Genomic DNA, 25,170 nt, shown 5'->3' with positions numbered 1-25,170 from the left:
CCGGGTGAGCGCTATCGCCGGGCGGGCATTGCACGATTACTACACTACACCGTGCAGTGTAGAACGGTTAGGATGTGCCCATGCCGACCACGAAGACCCCGACCACGAAGACCCCGACCACGAAGACGCCCACCACGAAGACACTCCGCGAGGGGTCCACGCGGAAGCGGGCCGCCATCCTCTCGGCGGCCCGGGAACTGTTCCTCGCCGACGGCTTCGACCGGTCCAGCGTCGACGCGGTCGCCGCCCGGGCCGAGGTGTCCAAGCGGACGGTCTACGACTACTTCGGCGACAAGCAGACGCTGCTGCGGGCCGTCGTCGACTCCGTCGGCGAGTCACTGATCACGACGATCCGGCGCACCCTCGACGACACCCTCACCGACCTCACCGAGGCCGCCGAGCTTGAGGACGCCCTGGTCACGTTCTCGATGCGCATCGCGACCGACATGCTCGGCTCGGCGGAGTACGCGACGCTGCAACGACTGGTCCGGGCGGAGTCCGGCCACCTGCCGCACCGGGGCTACAACTCCATGGCCGACACCCCCGACGAGGCACTCGCCGAGCGGTTCGCCGCCCTCGCCGCGGCCGGGCTGCTCGACGTCCCCGACCCCCGGCTCGCGGCCGACCAGTTCATCGCGCTGACCTTCGGGGTCGCGCTGGACAGGCTCGGTTCCGCGAACGCCGCGGAGGACACCCGCGTCCGGCCCCTCGTCGTCGAGGGAGTACGGACCTTCCTCCGCGCCTACCGGGCCGGGTAGGGGACGCCGCTGCCGCCCGTGGGTCAGGGGCGGGTGAGGTGCAGACGGGGCCAGGGGGCCAGGTCGGTCAGGAGTTGGCGGTCGTGGGTGGCGACGATGACGGCCGCCGGGGTGTCGAGCAGGGCGGTGGTCAGCTCGTCGACCAGCACGGACGAGAGATGGTTGGTGGGCTCGTCGAAGATGACCAGGTGAGGGCGGACGGCCAGGCGGAGGGCCAGGTCGAGGCGGCGCTGCTGACCCAGGGACATGCGGGCCACCGGGGTGCGCATCGCCTCGCGGTCCAGCAGGCCCGTCGCGCCCAGCGGTACGAGGTCGCGCTCGCTCACCTCGCCGTGGACGATCAGCCGCCCCACGTGCTGGTCGTACACCTGCCGGGCCGTGAACGCGGCGGGCCAGTCCGGGACTTCCTGCGCGATCATCGTCACCCGCGCACCGGCGAGGTGGCGCACCGAGCCGCTCGTCGGGGTGAGGGCGTCGGCGAGGACGGAGAGGAGGGTGGACTTTCCGGTGCCGTTCTCACCGGTGATGAGCAGACGGTCTCCGCCGTCGACATCGAGGGTGACCGGGGCGGTGAGCCGCCCGGCGACCGCCACGTCCCGCACGCGGACCAGCGCCGAGCCGGTACGGGGGGCCAGGTCGGGCCAGCGCAGCGACAGCGGCGGCTGGGGCACGGTGACGCGGTGCGCCTCCAGCGCCTCCCGCTCGCGGTTGAGCGCCTGCACCACGCCCGGCGCCCGGGACTGGCGCTGGTGCTTGCCGGTGCCCTTCGCGGGGCGCCAGCCGGTGCTGAGGCGGTCCCGGGCCTGGTCGACGGCGACGGTCAGACGGCGGTGTTCCGCCTGCTGTTCCTCGTAGTCCTGGATCCACCGCTCGCGGTCGCGGCGGCGGCCGTCCTGCCACGCCTCGTAGCCACCGGCGTACAGGCGGGGGCGCCCGTCCTGGGTGGGGTCCAGGTCGAGGAACTCCCGCGCGACGTCGCGCAGCAGCGCGCGGTCGTGGCTGACGAGCGCGACGCCCCCGCCGTGGCCGCGCAGACGGTCGGTGAGGAAGGCCAGGCCGTCGGCGTCGAGGTGGTTGCTCGGCTCGTCGAGCAACAGGATGTCGTGCCAGGCGCCCAGCAGGCAGGCCAGCCGCACCCGGTAGCGCTGGCCCACCGACAGGGTGGACAGCTCACGGGTCCGGTCCGTGCACGCGTGCAGGGCCTCCAGGGCCATGTCGACGCGCCGGTCGGCGTCCCAGGCGTCCAGCCGCGTGGCGGCCTCCAGCGCCTGCGCGTACCGGTCGTCGGCACCCTCGGCGCCCTCGGCCAGGCCGGAGGCGGCCAGGTCCAGGGCGGAGAGGGCCGCGTGGGCGGCCCGGAGCGCGTCGGCGGTCAGCGTGCCGACGGTTTCGCCGGAGCGCGAGTGCAGGGCCTGCCGCGCGAGACCGAAGGTGCCCGCCCGGTGCACCGAGCCGCTGTCGGGTGCGAGGAGACCGGCGAGCACATGCAGCAGCGTGGTCTTGCCGCGGCCGTTCTCACCGACGATGGCCAGCCGGGAGCGGGCGGAGACGGTGACGGACACGTTCCTTAGGACCTGCCGCGCGCCGCGCGTGACGGTGATGTCATCGGCGCGCAGGTGAAGCTCAGCGGGGGCGGATGAGGGCAGGCTCGAAGGGCCCGCGGGGGGAAGGGAAGACACAGGGTGCTCCGCAGCTCGGAATGGAGCCGGGCAGCAGAAGAGAGGCCGCCCGGCGGAAGGCCGGAACGGCGGGCAGGGAGAAGGCTCGGTGCGCCGCCGTCAGCGGCGGGTGCGGGGCCTCATGAACCACATACGTGTGTACATGCGGACGAGGATACGGAGGAGGGCGCGGCGCGATCAAACGAAATACGCGCCGCGCCCTGCCAGTTGAGGACCGCAGCAGGCGTCAGGCGATGCGCTCCAGGACGATCGGCTTCGCGCTGAACGCGGTGTCCGCCGGGGCGTAGTCGGTTGCGCCGTCCAGCGCCTCCAGCGCGTACCCGAACGTCGCGGGGGTGTCCGTGTGGAGGGTCAGCAGGGGCTGCCCGGCGGTGACCTGGTCGCCCGGTTTGGCGTGGATCTCGATGCCCGCGCCCGCCTGCACGGGGTCTTCCTTACGGGCGCGCCCCGCGCCCAGCCGCCAGGCGGCGACGCCCACCGCGTACGCGTCGAGGCGGGTGAGGACACCGGTGGACTCCGCGGTGACGACGTGCTGTTCGCGGGCCACCGGCAACGGCGCGCCGGGGTCGCCGCCCTGGGCGGTGATCATGCGCCGCCATACGTCCATGGCGGTGCCGTCGGCCAGCGCCTTCGCGGGGTCGGCGTCGGTCAGACCGGCCGCGTCGAGCATCTCGCGGGCCAGGGCGAGGGTGAGTTCGACGACGTCGGCGGGGCCGCCGCCCGCCAGCACCTCGACGGATTCGCGGACTTCGAGCGCGTTGCCCGCGGTCAGCCCGAGCGGGGTGGACATGTCGGTGAGCAGGGCGGTGGTGCGGACGCCGTGGTCGGTGCCGAGGCCGACCATGGTGGCGGCCAGTTCGCGGGCGGCGTCGATGTCCTTCATGAAGGCGCCGGAACCCGCCTTGACGTCCAGGACCAGGGAGCCGGTGCCCTCGGCGATCTTCTTGGACATGATCGAGGAGGCGATGAGCGGGATCGACTCGACCGTGCCGGTGACGTCGCGCAGCGCGTAGAGCTTCTTGTCGGCGGGCGCCAGGCCGTCGCCCGCCGCGCAGATCACCGAGCCCACCTCGCGCAGGACGCCGAGCATCTCGTCGTTCGAGAGCGAGGCCCGCCAGCCGGGGATGGACTCCAGCTTGTCGAGGGTGCCGCCGGTGTGGCCGAGGCCCCGGCCGGAGAGCTGCGGTACGGCCGCCCCGCAGGCGGCGACCAGGGGCGCCAGCGGGAGGGTGATCTTGTCGCCGACGCCGCCCGTGGAGTGCTTGTCGGCGGTCGGGCGGGGCAGCGAGGAGAAGTCCATCCGCTCACCGGAGGCGATCATCGCGGCGGTCCAGCGGGCGATCTCCGCGCGGTCCATGCCGTTCAGGAAGATGGCCATCGCGAGGGCGGACATCTGCTCGTGGGCGACCTCGCCGCGCGTATAGGCGTCGATGATCCAGTCGATCTGGGCGTCGCTCAGGCGGTCGCCGTCGCGCTTGGCTCGGATGACGGAGATGGCGTCCATGGGCGCAGGGGCCTTTCGGGGTCGTTACGGGGCGCTCGGTGCTACGGCGCGCTGATACGGGCCAGGTCGGCCGGGCCGAACGCGTCCGGGAGGAGTTCGGCGAGCGGGCGGATGCCGGTCGCCGTGTCCATCTGGAGCTCGGGGCCGCCGTGCTCCCACAGCAGCTGACGGCAGCGGCCGCACGGCATCAGCACGGCCCCGTCGCGGTCGCAGCAGGTGAAGGCGGTGAGGCGGCCGCCGCCAGTGGCGAAGAGGGCGGAGATCAGGCCGCATTCGGCGCACAGCGCGACGCCGTACGCCGCGTTCTCCACGTTGCAGCCGCTGACCGTACGGCCGTCGTCGACGAGGGCGGCGGCGCCCACGGGGAAGCGGGAGTAGGGGGCGTAGGCCCGGGACATGGCGTCCCGGGCCGCGGTGCGCAGCGACTCCCAGTCGGGGCTCCGATCGGGGGCCGGTGCGGCGGGTGGTGTCATGTGCCCTGTCCCTTCCGGTAGGGCTTGTTGTTGGCCTTGGGCATCCGCAGCCGCTGGGCCGCGAGCCCCATGACCAGCAGGGTGACGATGTACGGGGTCGCCGGGACCAGGTCGTTGGCCACGGTCTCGGTCAGGGCGTACCACAGCACCAGCAGGATCGCGGCGCCGCCGGACACCGCGCCCGCGACGTACCTCTTACGGTAGAGCCGCCAGCCCGCCAGGAGGGCGAGTCCGAGGGCCACCACGAGCAGCAGCGCGTGGACGGTGGCTCCGCCGTTGCGCAGCTGGAGGGCGTCGGAGTAGCCGAAGAGGCCCGCGCCCATGGCGAGGCCGCCGGGCCGCCAGTTGCCGAAGAGCATGGCGGCGAGGCCGATGTAGCCGCGGCCGCCGGTCTGGCCCTCGTTGTAGATGTGGGAGCGGACGAGCGCGAGGAAGACGCCGCCGAGTCCGGCGAGGCCGCCGGAGATCACCACGGCCGCGTACTTGTAGAGGTAGACGTTGACGCCGAGGGACTCGGCGGCGGTGGGGTTCTCGCCGCAGGACCGCAGCCGCAGCCCGAACGAGGTCTTCCACAGGACGAAGAAGCTGCCCGCGAAGAGCAGGATGGACACGATGGTCAGCGCGGAGATGTCGGTGACCAGGCCGCCGAGCAGGCCCGCGAGGTCGGAGACCAGGAACCAGTGGTGGTTCTCGACGGTGGCCAGCCCGTCGGACAGGCCGGGCACGGTGAACGACTGGATGTCGTCGACCTGCGGGGACTGCTTGGGGCTGCCGCCGATGGCGGAGAGCGGTTCGAACCAGCGCTTGGCGAGGTAGGTGGTGGCGCCGAGCGCGAGGATGTTGATCGCGACACCGGAGATGATGTGGTCCACGCCGAAGGTGACGGTGGCGATCGCGTGCACCAGACCGCCGACCGCGCCGCCGAGGACCCCGGCGAGAACGCCCACCCAGGGGTTGGTCTGGTAGCCCGCCCAGGCACCGAAGAAGGTGCCGAGGATCATCATGCCTTCTAGGCCGATGTTGACGACGCCCGCCCGCTCGGCCCACAGCCCGCCGAGTCCGGCGAGCCCGATGGGCACGGCCATGGAGAGGGCGGCGCCGATCTGGCCGGAGGAGGTGATGTTCTCGAAGGCGGACTGCTGGCCGCCACCGGCGAGGGCGCGCAGCACGGACAGCGCGACCAGCGTCCCGGCGATGATCAGCAGCACCGTGGCGACGGACATCCGGGGCCCGCGCTTCGGGGCCTTCCCGGGTGCGTCGCTGCTCTTGGTGGCGGTAGCCGTGGCGCTCATACCGCCACCTCCTTCTTCTCGCTCTTGCGCGCCTGGGCGGCGAGTTCCGCGCCGACCCGCTGCTGCTGGCGCTTGAGGCCGTAGCGGCGCACCAGTTCGTACGCGATGACGACGCACAGGACGATCACGCCCTGCATGACGCCGACGATCTCCTTGTCGTAGCCCTCGAACTCCAGCCGGTTGGCGCCGCGCTCCAGGAAGCCCCACAGCACCGCGGCCAGCGCGATGCCGACCGGGTTGTTGCGGCCGAGCAGCGCGATGGCGATGCCGGTGAAGCCGATCCCGGCCGGGAAGTCGGAGGTGAACTGGTGGGTGTCGTTGAGCAGGGTCGGCATGCCGATGAGCCCGGCCATCGCGCCGGAGAGCAGCATGCTGGTGAGCACCATGCGCTTGACGTCGACGCCGCTGGCCTGGGCGGCGGACTCGGAGCGGCCGACCGCGCGCAGGTCGAAGCCGAAGCGGGTGCGGCCGAGCAGGAACCAGAAACCGGCCCCGGCGAGCGCGGCGACGACGATGAAGCCCCAGATGGGGTCGAGGTCGCCACCGGCCGGGATGCTGAAGAAGTGGCTGGAGGAGGGCAGCGGGTCGGTGGCCACGATGTTGGTCTGCTTGTCGAGATCGGCCAGCCGCCCGTCGACCAGCAGATAGCTGATGAGGATGCCCGAGAGCGAGTTCAGCATGATGGTGCTGATCACCTCGCTGACGCCGCGGTAGACCTTGAGCAGTCCGGCGATGGACGCCCACATCGCGCCGACCAGCATGGCGACGAGGATGATCAGCGGGATCTGCACCAGGCCCGGCAGCTTCAGCGCCCCGCCGACCACGGCGGCGAAGAAGGCGGCGAGCCGGTACTGCCCGTCGACGCCGATGTTGAACAGGTTCATCCGGAAGCCGATGGCCACCGCGAGACCCGCCAGGTAGTACGTCGTGGCCTTGTTGAGGATGTAGACCTGGCTGTCCGCCTTGACGCCGTAGTCGAACATGATGCCGAAGGCGTTGAACGGCGCCTTGCCGGTGGCGGCCAGCACCAGGGCGGTCAGGAGGAACGCGGCGACGAGCGCGAGCAGCGGGGCCGCGACCGCGAGGAGCACCCGCTCCTTGTCGAACTTCTTCATCGGTCCTCTCCCCCGGTCGTGACCTCGGCGGCGGCCTCAGCGGCGGCCTCGGCAGCGTCCTCGGCGGGGTGTTCCAGGTGGCCGGAGGCCGCGCCGGTCATGGCCGAGCCCAGCTCCTCCGGGGTGATCGTGGCGGGGTCGGCGTCGGCGACCAGCCGGCCCCGGTACATGACCCGCAGGGTGTCGGACAGGCCGATCAGCTCGTCCAGGTCGGCGGAGATCAGCAGCACGGCCAGGCCCTCGCGGCGCGCGGTGCGGATCTGGTCCCAGATCTGCGCCTGCGCGCCGACGTCCACGCCGCGCGTCGGGTGCGCGGCGATGAGCAGCTTGGGGTGGTGGCTCATCTCGCGGCCGACGATCAGCTTCTGCTGGTTGCCGCCGGACAGCGAGGCCGCGGTGACCTCGATGCCGGGGGTACGGACGTCGTACTCGGCGACGATGCGCTCGGTGTCACGGCGGGCGGCGGCCGGGTTGAGCAGGCCGTTCTTGCTGTTGGGCGGTTCGGTGACATGGCCGAGGACGCGGTTCTCCCACAGCGGGGCCTCCAGCAGCAGGCCGTGCCGGTGGCGGTCCTCGGGGATGTAGCCGATGCCGTCCACGCGCCGCTTGCGGGTGGGGGCGTGGGAGATGTCGGCGCCGTCGAGGGTGACGGTGCCCGCGTCGGGGTCGCGCATGCCCATGATGGCCTCGACCAGTTCGGCCTGGCCGTTGCCCTCGACCCCGGCGATGCCGAGGACTTCGCCCTTGCGGATGGTGAAGCCGATGTCGTCCAGGACGGCCCGCTCGACGCCGTCCACGTCGGTGGCGGTGAGCCGCACCCCGTCCAGCCGCAGCATCTCCGTGTCGGTGACGGTGGATTCGCGGGTCTCCGGGGAAGGCAGTTCGCTGCCGACCATCAGCTCGGCGAGCCGCCGCGGATCGGTCTCGGAGGGAACGACCGAGGCCACCGTCGTACCGCGCCGGATGACGGTGATGTCGTCGGCCACGGAGAGGACTTCGCCCAGCTTGTGGGAGATGAACAGGACGGTCAGGCCCTCGGCCTTGAGGTCGCGGAGGTTGGCGAAGAGCGCGTCGACCTCCTGCGGGACGAGGACCGCGGTGGGCTCGTCGAGGATGAGGGTGCGGGCGCCGCGGTAGAGGACCTTGAGGATCTCCACGCGCTGGCGGTCCGCGACGCCGAGGTCCTCGACCATGACGTCCGGGCGGACGCCGAGGCCGTAGGCGTCGGAGATTTCCTTGATGCGGGCGCGCGCCTTGCCGCCGATGCCGTGCAGCTTCTCCGCGCCGAGGACGACGTTCTCCAGCACGGTGAAGTTGTCGGCAAGCATGAAGTGCTGGTGCACCATGCCCACGCCACGGGATATGGCGTCCGCCGGGGAGTGCAGTTCGACCGGGGCGCCGTCGAGGGCGATGGTGCCCTCGTCGGGGCGCTGCATCCCGTAGAGGATCTTCATCAGGGTGGACTTGCCCGCGCCGTTCTCGCCCACGAGGGCGTGCACGGTGCCGCGTCGCACGGTGATGTCGATGTCGTGGTTGGCGACGACTCCGGGGAACCGCTTGGTGATTCCGCGGAGTTGGACGGCAACGTCTCCGACGTCACCGGCGGGGGCGCCCTTGGGCGGGCTGGCGGCTGTGATGGCGCACTCCTGAGGGGCGAGAGCGTGTAGTAAAGGGGCGCGCCCAAGGGCACGCCCCCTCAGGTCCGCCGGTGGCCGGACTCGTCGGCGACGAGCCCGGTCGGCGACGGGGACCGGTTACTTGTAGGTGTCCGCGACCTTGATCTTGCCGTCGACGATCTTCTTCTTCGCCGCCTCGATCTTCGGCTTGATGTCGTCGATGAAGCCGCCGGAGTACGAGAGGCCGACGCCGCCGCGCTTGAGGTCGTAGGACTGCACGCCGTGCTCGGACTTCTTGTCCTTGACGACGCTCTTGATGAAGTCGTAGACCGAGCCGTCCACGTTCTTGACCATGGAGGTCAGGATCGCGTTCTTGTACGCGGACAGGCCCTTGTCGTAGTACTGGTCGCCGTCGACGCCGATCGACCAGGTGCCCTTCTTCTTGCCGGTCGCCTCGATGGCGCCCGCGCCGGAGCCGCCGGCCGCGGAGAAGATCACGTCGGTCTTGTTGGAGAGCATGCCCTCGGCGATGTCCTTGCCGCGGTCGGGCATGCCGAAGCCCTTGGGCGAACCGACCTGGACCCACTGGACGTCGAGGGAGGCCTTGGGGTTCGTGTCCTTCAGGCCCTGCTGGAAGCCGCCCGCGAACTTCTTGATCAGCGCGCTGTCGGTGCCGCCGATGAAGCCGACCTTGTTGGACTTGGTCTTGAGCCCGGCGGCCACCCCGGCGAGGTACGAACCCTCGTGCTCGGCGGAGACCAGGCTGGCGACGTTCTTGGCGTCGACGACGGAGTCGACGATCCCGAAGTCCGTGTCGGGGTACTTCTTGGCGGCCTTGGCCAGCGAGGGGGTCCACGCGTAGCCGACGCCGACGACCGGGTTGTAGCCCGCCTCGGCGAGACTGGAGAGCTTGTCGTAGCGGTCGGCGTCGGTGTCGCCGTCCTTCGCGGTCAGCTCCTTGCCCTTGATCTTGAAGTCCTTGAGGGCGCGGTCGTAGCCCTTGGCGGCGGAGTCGTTGAAGGAGTGGTCGCCGCGGCCGCCGACGTCATAGGCGAGGCCGACGCCGGCGTCCTTGCTTCCCTCTTCGGAGCTACTGCCACAGGCGGTGACGGTCATGGCGAGAGCCGCGGTGGCGATGCCCGCGACAGCTATCGTGGATACCCGGCGCACGAGGGTCCCCTCTGAATCTCGAAGCGCCTCTGTGCGGCGCTGGCTCCGCCGCATCGTAACGCGCGTAGATCCCAGATAAAGGCCCGCTCCGAAGCCGTTATCGGATCGTCGCGAACCTCTCGTGAAGACTGGATCTACAGGACGTTTCGGTCGAGCAACGCCGCGGCGGTGAACAGCTCGACGCCCACCTGGATGGCACCCTCGTCCACGTCGAAGTCGCCCGCGTGCAGGTCGCGTCGGGTGGTGTCGCCGACCCTGCGCACGCCGAGCCGGGCCATCGCGCCGGGCACCTTCTCCAGGTACCAGGAGAAGTCCTCGCCGCCGAGGCTCTGTTCGGTGTCCTCGACCGCGTACGAGCCGCGGCGGGCCACCATCGCGTCGCGCAGCAGCTCGGTGGAGGTCTCCTCGTTGACCACCGGCGGGACCCCGCGGATGTAGTTGATCTCCGACTTGGCGCGGTGGAGGGTCGCGACCTCGTCGATCGCGGCGTGCACCAGGTCCGGGGCGGCGCGCCAGGCGGGCAGGTCCAGGCAGCGGACCGTGGCGGACAGCTCGGCGTGCTGCGGGATGACGTTGCAGGCGTGGCCGGACTCGACCCGGCCCCAGGTGACGGCGAGGCCGGAGCGGGCGTCGACCCGGCGGGCCAGCAGCGCGGGCACCTCGGTGATCACCTTGGCGGTCGCGGTGACCAGGTCGGTGGTGAGGTGGGGGCGGGCGGTGTGGCCGCCGGGGCCGTCGAGGGAGATCTCCAGCCGGTCGCAGGCGGAGGTGATGGGCCCGGTGCGCAGTCCGATCCGGCCGACCTCGACCTTGGGGTCGCAGTGCAGGGCGAGGATCCGGCCCACGCCGTCCAGGGCGCCGCCCTCGATCGCGTCGGCGGCGCCGCCCGGCAGGACCTCCTCGGCGGGCTGGAACAGCAGCCGCACGGGGCGCCGCAGCCTGCCCTCGCGGGCCAGCTCGGCGAGGACCAGACCGGCGCCGAGGACCACGGTGGTGTGGACGTCGTGGCCGCAGGCGTGGGCGCGGTCGGCGACGGTGGAGCGGTACGGGACGGTCTTGGTGTCCGGGATCGGCAGGGCGTCGATGTCACCGCGCAGGGCGAGCGCGGGGGTCACCCCGTCCCAGGGGCCGATGTCACAGATGAGGCCGGTGCCGCTGGGCAGGACGCGGGGCGTAAGGCCCGCCTTCTCCAGCCGCGCCTTGAGGGCGGCGGTGGTGCGGAACTCGCAGTTGCCCAGCTCGGGGTGCATGTGCAAGTCCCGCCGGAAGGCGATCAGTTCGGCGCGCAGCCCATCCGGGAGCGCGCCGGGCAGTGCCGCGTCGGCGGAAGGTGTGGCATCGGTCTCGTCGAGGGACATCAATTGCTTCACCCAATGAAGCGTAGAACGACCTTGGGGTGGAGCGAATGTCGATCAACAAAACTTCAACCCGTTCGGGGCGGGAAAGTACCCCGGCCGGTGCATGATCTCCCTAGTCAGGGGGTATACAGCTTTGCTTCTTGGCGAGCGTGTGATCGTTTCGTGAGAAGCGCCACATGGGGTACCCCCTGGCTTTGACGACAGGGGGCGTCACGACATGGCGAGCGGGGTGTCGGGGGCCGCGGCGGGCGGCACCGTACCGGGCCGCTGGACGTCCCGGGCGGTGTCGGTGACGCCCGACAGGAAGCCCTGGGCGCGCGGGGACGCGTCGGTGGTCAGCCAGGCGGGGTCGACGTCGTACACCGCGACCTTCACCTCGGTGCCCGCGAGCGCGAGCGGCAGGGTGTGCACCACGGTGGACGGGAAGCTCACGATGGTGTGCCCGATGGGGCCCCGGCGCGCTATCAGCTCCAGCGGCAGATCGGGCCGTACGATCTCCAGCCCCACCTCGTGCGAGACCCGGCTGAGCTTCTCGGCGCTCTCCCGGCGGTGGGCGAAGTAGCGGGTGGCCCCGTGGGCCTCGGCGAGCCCCGCGACCGCCTCCAGATAGCGCTCCAGGTCGACCACGCCGGTCTCCACCAGGGACGTGCCGACCAGGTCGGTGCCGCGGGTGAGCCGGGGCGGGCCGAAGCGGGCCCGGGTCCAGGAGAAGTCGTTGGCGGTGATCGTGACCCCGGGGGGCGGTTCGACCGGCATCGAGCTGAACACCTCGACCCGGCGCTTCTGGCCCGGGGTGAGCTTGCGGCGCGCGGTGGCGGAGAACGGCGCGAACACCATGTCGCGCGCGCCCCGGCTGGTGCCGCGCCGGTGCCAGCGCACCAGACGCTCCCCGTTGGCCAGCTGGGAGATGAACTCCATCGTGGCCGTGCCGTCGTCCACCACGACGAGGTCCTTGGCCCGGGTGAGGGTCAGCAGCAGCTGGACGTACCGGGAGAACGGATCCCCGATCACGACCCGCGCGGCCCGGCGCAGCGGCCCGCGCAGCCCGCCGATGGTCTTCAGCGGGGCACCGGCCCCGCCCCGCGCGTCCTCCCAGCGCACCGTGACGCCCTCGTCGCGCGCCAGCTCGGCCATCCGGCGCAGCTGGCCACGGGTCATCGGATCGTGCGGGGAGAGCACGACGACGGTGAGGTCGGCGGGTTTGGTATCCGGTCCCGGAGCGCGCAGGGCGTCCGTGTACGCCCACTCCAGCACGTTGAGGAGCTGCACCGGGCTTTCGACGAAGGCGAGGGTGGTGGCGGACTTCTTCGCGCCGCTCCCGGACATCACACCGTCCACAGTTGCACCGTCCACAGACCTCTCACCGTCCACAGACATCACACCGTCCAAGGGCAGGGCCCGGAAGCGGCGGGTGTCCCCCGAGAAATCGAGGGATCCCGCCGCTTCCGGGCGCGGGCCGGTCCGACCGGCCAGGGGCATCACGGAGATGAGCCTCAGACCGAGACGGGCTCGCGGTCGGCGGCTTCGGTCTCGGACTCGGCGACCACACCGGAGACCCGGCGCAGCTTCTTCATCGGGCCCAGCTCGCTCTCGTAGACCTTCTTGACGCCGTCACCGAGCGACTCCTCGACCACGCGGATGTCACGCACCAGACGGGCGAGACCCTGCGGCTCGACGGAGGCGGCCTGGTCCGAGCCCCACATGGCGCGGTCCAGGGTGATGTGGCGCTCGACGAACGCGGCACCGAGCGCGACGGCGGCGAGGGTGGTCTGCAGACCGGTCTCGTGGCCGGAGTAGCCGATCGGCACGTTGGGGTACTCGGCCTGCAGCGTGTTGATCACGCGCAGGTTCAGCTCCTCGGCCTTGGCCGGGTACGTGGAGGTGGCGTGGCACAGCAGGATGTTGTCGCTGCCGAGCACCTCCACCGCGTGGCGGATCTGCTTCGGGGTGGACATGCCCGTCGACAGGATGATCGTGCGGCCGGTCGCGCGCAGGGCGCGCAGCAGCTCGTCATCGGTCAGCGAGGCGGAGGCCACCTTGTGCGCCGGGACGTCGAACTTCTCCAGGAAGGCGACGGCCTCGGTGTCCCACGGGGAGGCGAACCAGTCGATGCCGCGCTTGGCGCAGTGCTCGGAGATGGCGCGGTACTCGTCCTCACCGAACTCCACACGGTGGCGGTAGTCGATGTAGGTCATCCGGCCCCAGGGGGTGTCCCGCTCGATGTCCCACTGGTCACGCGGGGTGCAGATCTCCGGGGTTCGCTTCTGGAACTTGACCGCGTCACAGCCGGCGTCGGCGGCGGCGTCGATCAGCTTGAACGCGTTCTCCAGGTCGCCGTTGTGGTTGATGCCGATCTCACCGGTGACGTACACCGGGTTGCCGGGTCCGGCGGTCTTCGCGCCGAGGGTGCGGAGGCGAGAGTTGGAGCTCACTTAAGACAGTTCCTTTCCGAGAATCCACGAGGCGATCTCGCGGATCGCGCCGTCTCCTCCGGGGGTGGAGGTGACCGCACGTGCGGCGCCGCGCACGACGTCGTGCGCACCTGCGACCGCCACGGGCCAGCCGACGAGGCCGAAGCACGGGAGGTCGTTGACGTCGTTGCCGACGTAGAGCACGCGCTCTGGCGCGATGCCCTGCTCCTCGCACCACTGCTTCAGTGCGAGATCTTTTCGGTCGATGCCGTGGAGCACGGGGACCTGGAGCTTGCGGCCCCGTGCGGCGACGACCGGGTTCTTTTCCGTGGACAGGATCAGCAGCGCCAGCTCCGCTCGGCGCAGAGCGGCGATTCCGAGCCCGTCACCGCGATGCACGGAGACGAGTTCGCGTCCTTCGGAATCGATCAGCACCCTGTCGTCGGTCTGGGTGCCGTCGAAGTCGAGTACCACCGCGTCGATGTCGTCGCGGGTGGGGAGGGCGCCCGGGCGCTCCGCGTCCAGCAGCGGGGCGAGGGCGCGGGCGCGGGCCAGGTCGTGCGGGTCGTCGACCTCCAGCACCCGGGCGGCGTCGGTGCGCACCAGCTCGGTGCGGCCGAAGAAGCGGTGCCCGGCCTCGCGGAAGCCGCGCGCGTCCATGGCGTACGCGGCGCCGGTCTCCAGGAAGTCCTGGGGGCGGTCCTGGCGGCGCGGGCGGTACGACTTGTCGTGGTTGACGCCGTCGCCGCCGTCCTCCGCCGGGTCGTCGGCCTCGCGCCACACGAAGCCGTGGAAGGGGGCCACCGTCAGCGCGCTGTCGGCGCCCTTCTCGGCGACCGCGCCCGCCACCCCGTCGATGTCCTCGCGGGCGATGAACGGGCTGGTGCACTGCACCAGGAGGACGACGTCCACGGTGGTGCCGTGCATCGCCTCGTACGCGTCCATCGCGTGGATGACCGCGGCCTCGCTGGTGGCGGTGTCGCCCGCGATGTCGGTGGGCCGCTGGATGACCACGGCGCCCGCGCCGCGCGCCGCGGCGGCGATGCCCGCGTCGTCGGTCGAGACGGCCACGTCGGTCACCAGGCGGGAGGCCCGGCACTCACCGATGGCGCGGGCGACCAGCGGCACACCGCCGACGGCGGCGAGGTTCTTGGCGGGCACGCCCTTCGACCCGCCGCGGGCGGGGATGACGGCGAGCACACAGGGGCTCGATGCGGGCATGGCGGCTCCTTCAGGGGATTCGAAAGTGGCTGTCACAGCTCCCCCATCCGCCGGATGACCGGGGCCACGCGCTGCACGCCATGCCGGTAGGCGCCGCGCGCCGCGTCCCGCATGGTGTTGCGTACGGCCCGCCGCAATCCGCTGACCTCGGCCTCGTCCGCGGCGGCGGCGCCCGGCCGGGGGCTGCCGTCCGGCTCGAAGCCGTACCGCTGAAGGATCCGGGGCAGATAGCCGGGCGCGGTGGCCCGGGTGTAGTAGGGGGCGAGCGCCGGGAGGGTTTCGGCTGCGGCCAGGGCGGAGACCTTGTGCCGGGCGGTGTCGAAGGCGGTCTCGTACGACCCGTCGGCCGCCACGCCCTGGCGGGCCAGCCACTCCGGGTCGGGCTCGGGCCGGTATCCGGCGTCCAGCTCGTCCCACGAGGCCAGACATCCGGAGCCCAGGAAGTGGTGGTTGCCCAGCGGCTCCCGGATCCCGAGATCGGTGAGGATCGCGGTCGGGATGGAGCGGTGCAGGGACTCCAGGGCGGCCGTGGAGCTGATGGTGACCAGCAGGTCGGTGGTGTCCAGGACCTCGCCCATGTTCCCGTACGCGAGACGGAAGTTGGGCGGCAGTCCGTCACCGAACTTGGCGATCAGCTTCTGGTACGGCAGTTCCTCGATGTGCGTGGTGTGCTCGCCCGGCTTGGAGCGCAGCTTGACCACGACCTCGCGGTCCGGGTGGCGGCGCGCGTGGTCGACGGCCCGGCGCAGCAGGTACGTACGGTCGGCGCGGTTGTCCGGGACGGACGGCTGGACGGCGAACACCACCGTGCCGCCGGGGTACTTCCGCGCCTGCCGGGCCTTCTCGTCGTAGCGGGCTCCGCCGAGGAAGGGGAGCGCGCATTCGGTGACGCTGTCCCCGGAGGTGCCGACGCCGGTGTACACCTCGCGGAACCGGTCCGCGTCATGGCGCGAGTTGGCGAGCACCACATCGGCGCCGTGCCGCAGCAGCAGGCCGTCGGCGAGCTTCTCGTAGACGACGCCCACATAGCCGGTGACGATCACCGGGCGGCGGGTGGCGCCCTCCCAGGCGTGCGCGAGACCGTGCAGCATGGCCTGGACACCGCCGCCGACCAGCGACAGCACGATCACGTCGTACCGCTCGCGGTCCATGGACCGGATGAACTCGATGCCCGTCACCTCGCGCAGCGAGTCCGTACGCACCCCGACCTCGGCCAGCTGCCGGACGGTCGGCGTGGCGCGGCCGCGCAGCAGGTAGCCGTCCAGGCGTCGGCCTGAACCAGCGGAATCCGCTTCCGTGGAATCCGAGCTGTCGGGGACGAGGCGCTGCGCGGTGAGCGCGCCCCATTTCCACCGGGTGTCGGAGTCGGCGAGCACGGCTACTCGCACGGGGGATTTGATACGTGAGGACACGTCGGAGACGCTAGGAAGGGATTCCGATTCACGGCCCAACGCAGAAGCAACAAAGGGTTAACAGCGCGTCGACGAATGGCGAATCGGCCGGCTGGAGCAGCGGGTTAACCGTTCCGACGTTCTTCGTTCACCTTGAAGTACACCTACGGTCAAGACGAATGCCGCCCGGCGACCTAGCGTCACCCGCGTGGTTAAGCTCTCCGTCATCGTGCCGTTCTACAACGTGCAGACCTATGCCCCTGACACGCTCAGAAGTCTTCGTGCGAACGCACGCGAGGACTTCGAATTCATTCTCGTCGACGACCATGCGACCGACGGGACACCGGATATCCTCGAGCGCGCCGAGCGCGAGCTTCCGGGGGCCGTCTACATCCGTCATGAGCAGAACGGCGGGCTCGCCACCGCGCGCAACACCGGCCTGGACGCGGCCACCGGCGAGTTCATCACCTTCCTCGACGGCGACGACTGGCTCGCCCCGGGGTATTACGCGCAGCTGGTCGCCGCCATGGAGGACCTGGGGTGCGACTTCGTCCGCACCGACCACGTCCAGTGCACCGGCCGCAAGCGCGCGGTCCACCGGGTGCCGCACGGCCTGCGCGACCAGGTGATGAGCCCGCGGGAGGTGATCCTCCCCGCCGACCGCTCCACCTCGGTCGACTACGCCTTCGCCTGGGCGGGCATGTACCACCGCCGCCTCGCCGACGAGGGGCTTCTCCACTTCACCCACGGGCTGCGCACCGCCGAGGACCGGCCCTGGATCTGGCGGCTGCACCGCGAGGCGCGCAGCTTCGCCGTCCTCGGCATGCACGGCGTCTTCTACCGGCGCGGTGTCTCCTCCTCGCTCACCCAGATCGGCGATGTGCGGCAGCTCGACTTCATCCGCGCGTTCGACCAGGTCATCGACGAAACGGCACGGGACCGCGACGCGGACGCCCTGCTGCCGAAGGCCGTGCGCACCTACTGCGCGATCATTGCCCACCATCTCGGCAACATCGAACGCTTCGAGCCGCAGGTGGCCCGCAAGCTCCGTTCGATGTCGGCGGCTGCGCTGAAGCGCATGCCCCAGGACGTACTGAAGGACGCGCTGGATTCCATGGACTACGAGCGTGCCGCGCGCCTGCGGCGAACGAAGCGTCGCGGCGCGGGTGCGGAGGTGGCGGCCTGATGTCCGCGACCCTGTCGACCCTGACGTACACCCCGCGCGGCGAGCGCAAGCGCACCCAGATCTTCATGGCCTCCACCCTGTACGGGGCGGCCACCCTCGCCGCCGCGATCGACGCGGGCAGCGTCGGCCCGGCCGACCGCCGTCTGCTGCTGGTCAGCAACAACGCCGCGACGCCGGAGACCACGCCCGCCGTCGACGACATGCCGGGCTTCGAGCGGCTGCGGCCGCGCTTCGACCGGGTGCTGTCCTGGAACGAGACCATCAGCCCCTTCCACCCCGGCGGCTGGGGCCCGCGCCAGGACGACGCCCCGCTGTGGGAGCGCCATCTGCGGCTGCTGTGGAACCTGGGCGACGACGACATCGAGCTGGTCCTGGAGTCCATCCAGGTCAACCCGGCGATGGCGATCGCCCAGGTGTTCCAGGGCGCCCCCATCGACGTCTACGCCGACGGGCTGATGAGCTACGGCCCGACCCGTAACAAGCTCCACCCGCTGGTCGGCACCCGCATCCGCAGGCTGCTCCACCTCGACCTGGTGCCGGGGCTGAAGCCGCTGCTGCTCACCGAGTTCGGGGTACCGGCCGAGGTGCTGCCGACCGAGACGTTCACCAAGGTGCTCGCCGAGATCGGCGAGGCCGCCCCGCGCTCCGTCGCCTCCGCGACCGAGCGGGTCGCCACCGGCGCCGGGCCCGTCCTGATGCTGGGCCAGTACCTCTCCGCGCTCGACATCCTCACCCCGGAGGAGGAGGAAGAGCTGCATGTGCGGATGCTGCGGGGCGCGGTCGCGCTCGGCCACCGCACCGTCGTCTTCAAGCCGCATCCCACCGCCCCGGCGCGCTGGTCGCGGATGCTGGAGAAGAAGGCCGCCGAACTGGGCGCGGAGCTGACCGTCATGGACACCCCGGTCCTCGCCGAGGTGCTCTACCAGCGGATGGAACCGGCCCTGGTCATCGGCTGCTTCTCCACCGCGCTGCTCACCGCGAGCGTCTTCTACGGGCTTCCGGTGGCCCGGATCGGCACCGATGTGCTGCTGGAGCGGCTCACCCCGTACCAGAACAGCAACCGGATGCCGGTCACCATCGTGGACGCGCTGCTCCCGGACCTGGAGGACCACAAGGCGGTGACCGCCAGCACCGGCGCCGGTGCCAGTGCGGTGGACGAGCGGTCCGGCCAGAAGCTGACCGGTCTGGTCGCCGCCGTGGGCTTCTGCATGCAGGCGAAGATCTACCCCGAGCTGCGGCCCGCCGCGGAGCGGTATCTCGCCGCCCATCTGGACGCCCACACCTGGCGCTACTTCAAGCGCCGCCGCCTGACCGCGCTCGCCCTGCCCGGGGCGGTCCCGTCGCAGCTCGGCTTCATCCCGCGCAACGAGACGGTACGGCGGGTGGCCCGCCGCGCCCGGGCCCTGAAGAAGGCGGCGCTGAAGAAGGCCGCGACGGGCTGACCCGCCCGTACACCGTCCCCTGACTGCGAAGGAGCAACGGCGTGACCGCCGACCACGGGGCAAGCCACATACGGAACGGCGCCTCGGGGGTGGCGTCATGAGCGCGGGCGCACCGCCCGCGCCCGAAGCGGGCCCGATATCCCCGGCCGCCGTCGCGGTCCCGTCCCAGCGGGAACGGTCCCAGCCGGAACCGGGCCAGGGGCCGGGGCAGCCGTCCCCGGGGCGCAAGGGGCAGCCGGTCCGGCTGCGCGCCCTGGACGGGCTGCGGCTGCTGGCCGCGCTCATGGTCGCCGCGTACCACTACGGCGGCCGCGACGGGGAGATCGCCGAGGCGTGGGGCGCGTCCCCGCGCGAGATCTTCCCCACCGCCTCGCCGTACTTCTCGTACGGCTGCCTGGGCGTCCAGATCTTCTTCATCATCAGCGGCTTCGTCATCTGCATGAGCGGCTGGGGACGCCCGCTGCGCTCCTTCTTCGCCTCCCGGGTCTCCCGGCTCTTCCCCGCCTACTGGGCCGCGATCCTGCTGGTCAGCGTCGTCTTCGCGCTCCCCTGGGTGGCGTTCGAGACGGTCTCGCCGAGCGACACCCTGCTCAACCTCACCATGCTCCAGCAACCGCTGGGCGCGGACCGGGTGCTGGGCGTGTGCTGGACGCTGTGGGCGGAGCTGCGCTTCTACGCCCTCTTCGCGCTGTTCGTCGTCCTGCCGGGCGCGACCCGCCAGCGCGTGGTCCTGTTCTGCGCGGTGTGGACCCTGGGCGCGGCGATCACCGACGCGGCGGACCAGCCGCTGCTGGACCTGATCCTGATGCCGAACTACGCCCCGTTCTTCATCGGCGGCATCGGCCTCTACCTGATCCACCGCTACGGCCACGACGCCACGGCCTGGGGCATCGTCGCCCTCAGCTTCCTCATCGGCCAGCACTACGCGGTCGCGGAACTCTGGCACCGCCCGAACCCGGACTTCTTCTCCTACCGGTCCACGTTCGGCATCGTCGCGATCGTCGCCTTCGGCTTCGTCGCCGTCGCCCTGGTCGCGCTCGGCAAGCTGAACTGGGCCAACTGGCGCTGGCTGACGGTCGCGGGCGCGCTGACGTACCCGTTCTACCTGGTGCACGAACACCTGGGCTGGGTCGTCGTCCAGTACCTGCACCGCAGCCTGGGCATCCCGGCCTACGGGACCTTCCCCCTGACCGTGCTGCTGATGCTGACCCTGGCCTGGCTGCTGTACCGCTTCGTCGAGCAGCGCCTCACGCCCGTGCTGAAACGCTCTCTCTCGGCGGCGAAGGTTCGGTAGAAAACTCGTCGCCCCGCAGCGCGTCGGGACCGTACCGTCCCTCTCATGAAGCTGCTCTCCGTGAACGTCGGCAAGCCCCGGCCCAATCCATGGAAGGGCCTCAGCGCGACGGGCATCGACAAACGCCCCGTCGACGGCCCGGTCACCGTCACCGCCCCCGGCCCCAAGGGCACGGGGGCGGTCGGTCTCGACGGCGACCGGGCCTACGACGTCACCCACCACGGCGGCCCCGACCAGGCCGTCTACGCCTACGCCCGCGAGGACCTCGACGGCTGGGAGACCGAGCTTCGCACCCCTCTGAAGAACGGCGTCTTCGGCGAAAACCTCACCACCCTCGGCGTGGACGTCAACAACGCCCTGATCGGCGAACGCTGGCACATCGGACCCGACGTGGTGCTGGAAGTCTCCTGCCCCCGGATCCCCTGCGCGACCTTCCAGGGCTGGCTGGAGCGCGACGGCTGGATCAAACGCTTCACCGAAGCCGCGCTGCCGGGCGCCTACCTCCGCGTCATAGCCCCCGGAGCCATCCGCGCCAACGATCCCGTCGAGATCGCCCACCGCCCCGCCCACGACGTGACCATCGCCCTGACCTTCCGCGCCCTGACCCGCGAACCGGATCTCCTCCCCCGCCTACTGGCCGCCGACGCCCTGCCGGTGGAGGTCACGGCTTTGGTGCGCAGGCGCACGGCCGGTGCCACCCCTGCTGTCACCCCTGTTGCAACGCCCCGGACGCACTGAGCCGGAACCGAACGGTCAACCTCGGCCGTCAGGATCACATGAACGATCAAGCCAGTTGAGGCCCAACAGAAAGAGCAACACATATGCGCAAGTCCATACGCCGGGCCCTGATCGCCGCCCCCGTCGCCGCCGCTTCCCTCGGTCTCGTCCTCACGGTCGGCGCGGGCACGAGTGCGGCCGATATGCACGCGACCAACGTGAGCGAGACGTACTCCCAGGGCTCCGTGACGTACAACGCGGCCACCGACACGATCAAGGTCAAGGACCTCAAGGCGGACGGCCGCAGCTTCGCCATCAGTGTCTTCGGACCCGCGGCGGACAACACCTATGTGTGCAAGGTGGGCGGCAAGAACAAGTCCAAGACCTGCGACTACAACTTCGCCGAAGGTCGGTTGAACGCCCTGGTCTTCCTTGAGCGGGGAAACCAGCACTGGGACGTCGACCAGTTCCGGTTCCGCGCCTGACCCACGAACCCACGTCGCGGGTGGGGATGCCCCCCCGCCGCGACGTGGTGTCGTAGCCCAGGAGGGCCGCCAGGCGTCCTCCGGATCGCATAGGCCGGGTGACCTACATGCGCGCGAGGGGGACGGGGAACGGGCGTTTGCCCGTCATGCCGCCGTCCGAGCCTGCTCGGGTAGCTTGACCCGTCATGGTTGATCTTCATGCCCTGCCCTCTGCCCCGCTTACCGTGGTGGCCGGCCAGGCGGCCTGCGCCGCACTGGATGTCGTAGCCAATGCCGCTACCACCGCTGACTTGGTCCGCCGTGCCGGCGACCAGGGCGCCGATCTGTTGGTTCTGCCCGAGCTCTTCCTCACTGGCTACGAGCTGCCGGGAATCGTGGCGGACCCGGCGACCTACACGCTGAGCCCCGCGGACTCCCGGCTGGACCCACTGGCCGCGGCCTGCGCCGAGACCCGCACGGCCGTCGTAGCCGGGGCACCCACGCTCGACGCTGAGACCGGGGAGCTGCGTATCTCTGTTCTGGTTCTGGGTCGGGACGGCCGCTTGGCTGCCCAGTACGACAAACAGCACGTCACCCCGAACGAGCGCGCCTTCGGCTTCGGCGCGGGCATTCGCGGTTGCACCATCATTTTGGACGGCTGGCGTCTCGGGCTCGGGATCTGTTGGGACTCTGGCTATCCGGAGCATGCCAGGGCCGCAGCCCTCGATGGCTGTCACGCGTACTTGGTCGGCGCAATGTTCGGCCGGGGCAACGGCGAGCGCCAGCGTGCAACGGTCTTTCCTGCGCGAGCTCTGGACAACACCAGCTATGTCCTGCTTGCCAATTACAGCGGGCCCAGCGGCCCGTTCTACGGCTGCGGCGGCAGTGCCGTTTGGAACCCGGACGGAACTCTGCTCACCGACGCCGGCACCGCCCAACCTGGCCTGGCCATCGCCAGTCTCCTTCCGGGGGTCCTGGCGCGAGCCCGGGCAGAAGAGCCGGTCCTGGCCGACCCGTCGCTCAGCGTCCCGGTGCGCTCCCGCAGCGGCGTCCGGCTGTGAGTCAGGCACGGTGATCCAAGATCACGCGGGTGTCTACGCCTCATGATCACCCTGGAAGACCGTGCCTGCCGCTGCTTCATCCCTGATCCCGCCCGCCCTTGACCAGCTCCGCGATCAGCGGGAGCCCGACCTCGCCGAGCAACCTGGCCTGCTGCGACGCCTGGCCGACGTGCCCGACCCACGCGATCCGCGTGGCGTGCGCCATGCTCTGGTCTTCGTCCTCGCACTCGCGGCCGGCGCGGTGCTGACTGGCGCGACGTCACTCCTCGCGATAAGCGAATGGCCTGCGACGCCCCGCCCGATGTCCTGGACAGGCTCGGCGTCTGCAGCGATCCCCTGACGGGACGTCGCCCCATCCCTGGGGAGGTGCCATCCGTCGCGTTCTGGCGCGGATCGATGGTGACGCGCTCGACCGCGCGGTGGGCCTTTGGCTCGCGGACCGCCAGCCGAAGAAGCTCCCGGCAGGCAGACCGCGGGGCGTCGCCGTGGACGGCAAGAGCCTGCGTGGAGCCACCCGCGCGAATGGCCGCAAGATCTACCTGCTCGCCGCGCTCGACCATCTCAGCGGCCTGGTCTTGGCGCAGCTGGACGTCGGCGAGAAGACGAATGAGATTGCCTGCTCCAGCCGCTGCTGGACACAGTCGCCGACCTGGCCGGGGTGGTCGTCACGAGCGATGCCATGCACACCCAGCGCGAGCACGCCGAGTACCTGGTCACCGAGCGATCCGCGCACTACATCGTGATCGCCAAAGGGAACCAGAAGAAGCTCCGCAAGCAGCTCAAGTCCCTCCCGTGGGACGGGATTCCCTTGCAGGGCCGAACCCGTGGCACGGACATGGCCGAGGTGAGATCAGGAGGATCAAGGTCTGCACCGTCAACAACCTCCTGTTCCCCAGGCCCGTCAGGCTGTCCAGCTGAAGCGTCGCCGGGTGAACCGCAAGACCGGCAAGGTCACCGTCAAGACGATCTACGCCGTGACCAGCCTGTCCGCCGGACAGGCAACGCCCATGCGGCTCGCCTCCCTCATCCGTGGGCACTGGTCGGTGGAGGCCCTGCACCACGTGAGGGACACAACGTTCGCCGAAGACGCCTCCCAACTCCGCACCGGCAACGCACCCCGCGCCATGGCAACCTGGCGCAACCTCGCCATCGGCGCTCTCCGCCTTGCCGGAATCACCAACATCGCTGCCGGCCTGAGGCACAACGCTCGCGACGCGCACCGGCCCCTCGCGCTCCTCGGGATCGCTTGATCACAAACAAGACATCAGGCGACTATGCCGAAGCCCTGCTTGCGGACCTGATCCGCGCCCTCGTGCCGTAGCTCGGTGATCAGCTGACCGAACTGACGCGGACTCATCCCGGTGAACGGGAATATCCAGGACGGCTCAAACGCCGTAATCACACCAGCCACAACGAGATCATTTCACTCGCATACAGCGGTCATGAACCAGCCGTAACCTGTAGCGGTGCTGACCTACGACGAACTGACTGCGGCTGAGCGTGCGTTGTGGGATTCCTTCTCCGAAGGGCGGTGGGTGGATCTGCGCACTGGGACGCCTGAGGACGACGATCCCGCCAGGGGAGCACAATGGGGGCCCGAGCGCACGGTCCGTGCCGAGGCGATGGCTGCCCTTCTGCTGGGCGGCAACACGGAACCGTCTAGCAGTGTCGCCTCCCTGCGCCTCGCCGGCGCGCTCATTATTGGCCGTCTCGATCTGGCCGGTGCGGAAATCAGCCACCTGCTCTGGCTGAGGGAATGCCGGTTGGCGCAGGAGGTCAGTCTCTACGCCGCATCGACCCGCACGGTCCGGATCACGGGCAGCTGGATCCCCGGAGTGGAGGCCGAACTGGCCCGCATCGACGGCCACCTCGACCTGGACGGGTCTGTGATGGAAACGGGCCGACTTTCCCTCATGAATGCTCACGTAGCCGGGGAACTGAACATGGACGGGACGCTGATATTGGCGCCTGGGGAATGGGCGGTGTGGGCTGGGGGCCTGGCCATGGGCGGCGGCATCTACTGCCGGGACGGATTCACCGCGCGGGGCGGGGTACGGCTGCCGGGTGCACAGTTGTCCGGTGGCCTGTTCATGCAGGGCGCACGTCTGGAGAACCCTGGCGGCGTGGCACTGATCGCGGACAACGTGACAGCTCCAGTGGTGGACATGTCCCAGGGGTTCAGCGCGGCAGGAGCCCTGCGGATCCGGGGTGCTCAGATATCGGACCTGCTGACCCTGGAGAGAGCCAACCTCGGCGGCAGCGACACGGCGCTGCTTGGCGTGGGAATGCAAGTGGGGACCTTCGACTTCTCCCTTTCCGCGCCGCCAGCGGGAGCGGTGGACCTTCAGGGTGCCAGAGCCACCGTTCTGCACGACCGCGAGCAGAGCTGGCCCAAGGAGGTACGGATGGATGGCTTCGTTTACGGCTCCCTCCGCCCCGACAGGGCATGCCCGCAGGACGACGTGGCCCACCGCTTGGCGTGGATCCGCCGGAACCCCGGCTACGCTCCGCAGCCGTACGAGCAACTTGCTGCCTGTTACCGCCAGGCTGGCCACGACGACGCCGCCCGGAGGGTGCTATTGGAGAAGCAACGCCACCGCCGCCGCACCCTGAACTCAACCGGACGGGTGTGGGGATACCTGCTCGATACCACCGTCGGGTACGGCTATCGCCCCTGGCTGGCCGCCCTGTGGATGACAACACTCTGCCTGCTCGGCACCCTGGTGTTCAGCGCCCGCTCGCCGATCCAGACGAAGCCCGGAGAGGGCAATCCGTTCAATCCCTTGATCTACACCATCGACCTGCTCTTCCCCATCGGCGACTTCGGCCAGCGCAGCGCATGGCACTGGACAGGGGCGACACAGTGGCTGTCATACCTACTGATCACCGTCGGCTGGCTCCTCACCACAGCTGTCGTCGCTGGCGTGTCCCGCACCCTGAACAGGAACTGACAGGCCAGGACCTGACCCGCTCCGTGATCTTGATCATCTCTCAAGTGACAGATGTTTACGGGACAGC

General features: G+C 70.5%; 24 protein-coding genes and 1 pseudogene. 11 read left to right on the top strand and 14 right to left on the bottom strand.

The features are described 5' to 3' along the window. Positions 1-80: 80 nt before the first annotated feature. Positions 81-758 (top strand): TetR/AcrR family transcriptional regulator, encoded by a 678-nt coding sequence (locus tag ACZ6CL_RS09575; protein ID WP_468933240.1) that lies wholly within the window; start codon positions 81-83, stop codon positions 756-758. Positions 759-781: 23 nt separating this feature from the next. On the opposite strand, the gene ACZ6CL_RS09570 is transcribed toward ACZ6CL_RS09575, so the two are convergent. The 12 genes from ACZ6CL_RS09570 to ACZ6CL_RS09515 all read right to left on the bottom strand — a co-directional run bounded on the left by ACZ6CL_RS09570 (position 782) and on the right by ACZ6CL_RS09515 (position 16,009). After that, positions 782-2,320 carry an ATP-binding cassette domain-containing protein gene (locus tag ACZ6CL_RS09570; protein WP_468933237.1) on the bottom strand — a complete coding sequence of 513 codons (1,539 nt, stop codon included), beginning with the start codon at positions 2,318-2,320 and terminating at the stop codon, positions 782-784. 343 nt (positions 2,321-2,663) lie between these two features. Next, positions 2,664-3,941, bottom strand: coding sequence for a thymidine phosphorylase (locus tag ACZ6CL_RS09565; protein WP_468933235.1), 1,278 nt, complete (start codon positions 3,939-3,941; stop codon positions 2,664-2,666). Between the two features lie 41 nt (positions 3,942-3,982). Beyond that, positions 3,983-4,414 (bottom strand): cytidine deaminase, encoded by a 432-nt coding sequence (locus ACZ6CL_RS09560; RefSeq protein ID WP_468933233.1) that lies wholly within the window; start codon positions 4,412-4,414, stop codon positions 3,983-3,985. Beyond that, entirely contained in the window at positions 4,411-5,706 is a 1,296-nt protein-coding gene (locus ACZ6CL_RS09555; RefSeq protein WP_468933230.1) for an ABC transporter permease, read from the bottom strand. The genes ACZ6CL_RS09560 and ACZ6CL_RS09555 overlap by 4 nt, the downstream gene beginning before the upstream one ends. Next, entirely contained in the window at positions 5,703-6,821 is a 1,119-nt protein-coding gene (locus ACZ6CL_RS09550) for an ABC transporter permease (RefSeq protein WP_468933228.1), read from the bottom strand. Before ACZ6CL_RS09550 ends, ACZ6CL_RS09555 begins: the two co-directional genes overlap by 4 nt. Then, positions 6,818-8,458 carry an ABC transporter ATP-binding protein gene (locus ACZ6CL_RS09545; protein ID WP_468933368.1) on the bottom strand — a complete coding sequence of 547 codons (1,641 nt, stop codon included), beginning with the start codon at positions 8,456-8,458 and terminating at the stop codon, positions 6,818-6,820. Before ACZ6CL_RS09545 ends, ACZ6CL_RS09550 begins: the two co-directional genes overlap by 4 nt. Positions 8,459-8,575: 117 nt before the next feature. Then, a complete protein-coding gene (locus ACZ6CL_RS09540; protein WP_468933225.1) occupies positions 8,576-9,607 on the bottom strand; it encodes a BMP family lipoprotein in 1,032 nt (343 codons plus the stop codon). 134 nt (positions 9,608-9,741) lie between these two features. Next, positions 9,742-10,965: an amidohydrolase gene (locus ACZ6CL_RS09535; protein ID WP_468933366.1), complete on the bottom strand. Its 1,224-nt coding sequence runs from the start codon at positions 10,963-10,965 to the stop codon at positions 9,742-9,744. Positions 10,966-11,175: 210 nt separating this feature from the next. Then, positions 11,176-12,291 (bottom strand): hypothetical protein, encoded by a 1,116-nt coding sequence (locus ACZ6CL_RS09530; protein WP_468933363.1) that lies wholly within the window; start codon positions 12,289-12,291, stop codon positions 11,176-11,178. Positions 12,292-12,458: 167 nt separating this feature from the next. Next, a complete protein-coding gene (locus ACZ6CL_RS09525; protein ID WP_468933222.1) occupies positions 12,459-13,397 on the bottom strand; it encodes an N-acetylneuraminate synthase family protein in 939 nt (312 codons plus the stop codon). Next, positions 13,398-14,597 carry a cytidylyltransferase domain-containing protein gene (locus tag ACZ6CL_RS09520; RefSeq protein WP_468933220.1) on the bottom strand — a complete coding sequence of 400 codons (1,200 nt, stop codon included), beginning with the start codon at positions 14,595-14,597 and terminating at the stop codon, positions 13,398-13,400. A gap of 32 nt (positions 14,598-14,629) precedes the next feature. Continuing rightward, a complete protein-coding gene (locus ACZ6CL_RS09515; RefSeq protein ID WP_468933219.1) occupies positions 14,630-16,009 on the bottom strand; it encodes a DUF6716 putative glycosyltransferase in 1,380 nt (459 codons plus the stop codon). 187 nt (positions 16,010-16,196) lie between these two features. Between ACZ6CL_RS09515 and ACZ6CL_RS09510 the strand changes: the two genes are divergently transcribed. The 6 genes from ACZ6CL_RS09510 to ACZ6CL_RS09485 all read left to right on the top strand — a co-directional run bounded on the left by ACZ6CL_RS09510 (position 16,197) and on the right by ACZ6CL_RS09485 (position 22,152). After that, positions 16,197-17,174 carry a glycosyltransferase family 2 protein gene (locus tag ACZ6CL_RS09510; RefSeq protein WP_468933217.1) on the top strand — a complete coding sequence of 326 codons (978 nt, stop codon included), beginning with the start codon at positions 16,197-16,199 and terminating at the stop codon, positions 17,172-17,174. After that, positions 17,174-18,616, top strand: coding sequence for a polysialyltransferase family glycosyltransferase (locus tag ACZ6CL_RS09505; RefSeq protein WP_468933215.1), 1,443 nt, complete (start codon positions 17,174-17,176; stop codon positions 18,614-18,616). Before ACZ6CL_RS09510 ends, ACZ6CL_RS09505 begins: the two co-directional genes overlap by 1 nt. A 97-nt stretch (positions 18,617-18,713) precedes the next feature. Next, positions 18,714-19,910 carry an acyltransferase family protein gene (locus ACZ6CL_RS09500; RefSeq protein ID WP_468933213.1) on the top strand — a complete coding sequence of 399 codons (1,197 nt, stop codon included), beginning with the start codon at positions 18,714-18,716 and terminating at the stop codon, positions 19,908-19,910. Between the two features lie 45 nt (positions 19,911-19,955). After that, positions 19,956-20,648 (top strand): MOSC domain-containing protein, encoded by a 693-nt coding sequence (locus ACZ6CL_RS09495; protein ID WP_468933211.1) that lies wholly within the window; start codon positions 19,956-19,958, stop codon positions 20,646-20,648. A gap of 83 nt (positions 20,649-20,731) precedes the next feature. Next, positions 20,732-21,112 (top strand): hypothetical protein, encoded by a 381-nt coding sequence (locus ACZ6CL_RS09490; protein ID WP_468933208.1) that lies wholly within the window; start codon positions 20,732-20,734, stop codon positions 21,110-21,112. 185 nt (positions 21,113-21,297) lie between these two features. Next, positions 21,298-22,152: a carbon-nitrogen hydrolase family protein gene (locus ACZ6CL_RS09485; protein WP_468933205.1), complete on the top strand. Its 855-nt coding sequence runs from the start codon at positions 21,298-21,300 to the stop codon at positions 22,150-22,152. Positions 22,153-22,228: 76 nt separating this feature from the next. Here the strand turns inward: ACZ6CL_RS09485 and ACZ6CL_RS09480 are convergent, their stop codons facing one another. Continuing rightward, positions 22,229-22,357 (bottom strand): hypothetical protein, encoded by a 129-nt coding sequence (locus ACZ6CL_RS09480; protein WP_468933376.1) that lies wholly within the window; start codon positions 22,355-22,357, stop codon positions 22,229-22,231. On the opposite strand from ACZ6CL_RS09480, the gene ACZ6CL_RS09475 reads away from it, so the two are divergent. The 3 genes from ACZ6CL_RS09475 (at position 22,322) to ACZ6CL_RS09465 (ending at position 23,402) form a co-directional block, all read left to right on the top strand. Continuing rightward, entirely contained in the window at positions 22,322-22,492 is a 171-nt protein-coding gene (locus tag ACZ6CL_RS09475; protein ID WP_468933360.1) for a transposase family protein, read from the top strand. The two genes, ACZ6CL_RS09480 and ACZ6CL_RS09475, sit on opposite strands and share 36 nt — an antisense overlap. A 145-nt stretch (positions 22,493-22,637) precedes the next feature. Next, on the top strand, positions 22,638-22,895 hold the full coding sequence (locus ACZ6CL_RS09470) for a hypothetical protein (protein ID WP_468933203.1): 258 nt from the start codon (positions 22,638-22,640) through the stop codon (positions 22,893-22,895). A 186-nt stretch (positions 22,896-23,081) separates the two neighbouring features. After that, positions 23,082-23,402, top strand: a complete 321-nt coding sequence (locus tag ACZ6CL_RS09465) for a hypothetical protein (protein ID WP_468933200.1) — start codon at positions 23,082-23,084, stop codon at positions 23,400-23,402. Positions 23,403-23,440: 38 nt separating this feature from the next. On the opposite strand, the pseudogene ACZ6CL_RS09460 reads toward ACZ6CL_RS09465, so the two are convergent. Continuing rightward, a pseudogene (locus tag ACZ6CL_RS09460) lies at positions 23,441-23,563 on the bottom strand (IS5/IS1182 family transposase); the annotation flags it as partial. A 55-nt stretch (positions 23,564-23,618) separates the two neighbouring features. Between ACZ6CL_RS09460 and ACZ6CL_RS09455 the strand changes: the two are divergent. Continuing rightward, the gene (locus ACZ6CL_RS09455; RefSeq protein WP_468933198.1) at positions 23,619-25,103 is read left to right on the top strand and encodes an oxidoreductase; all 1,485 of its coding nucleotides are present in this window, start codon (positions 23,619-23,621) and stop codon (positions 25,101-25,103) included. Positions 25,104-25,170: the final 67 nt, after the last annotated feature.

This window comes from Streptomyces sp. NPDC041200, from assembly GCF_055591805.1.
Note: the sequence above shows the minus strand (reverse complement) of the source record. Positions and strands in the feature narration are given on the sequence as shown.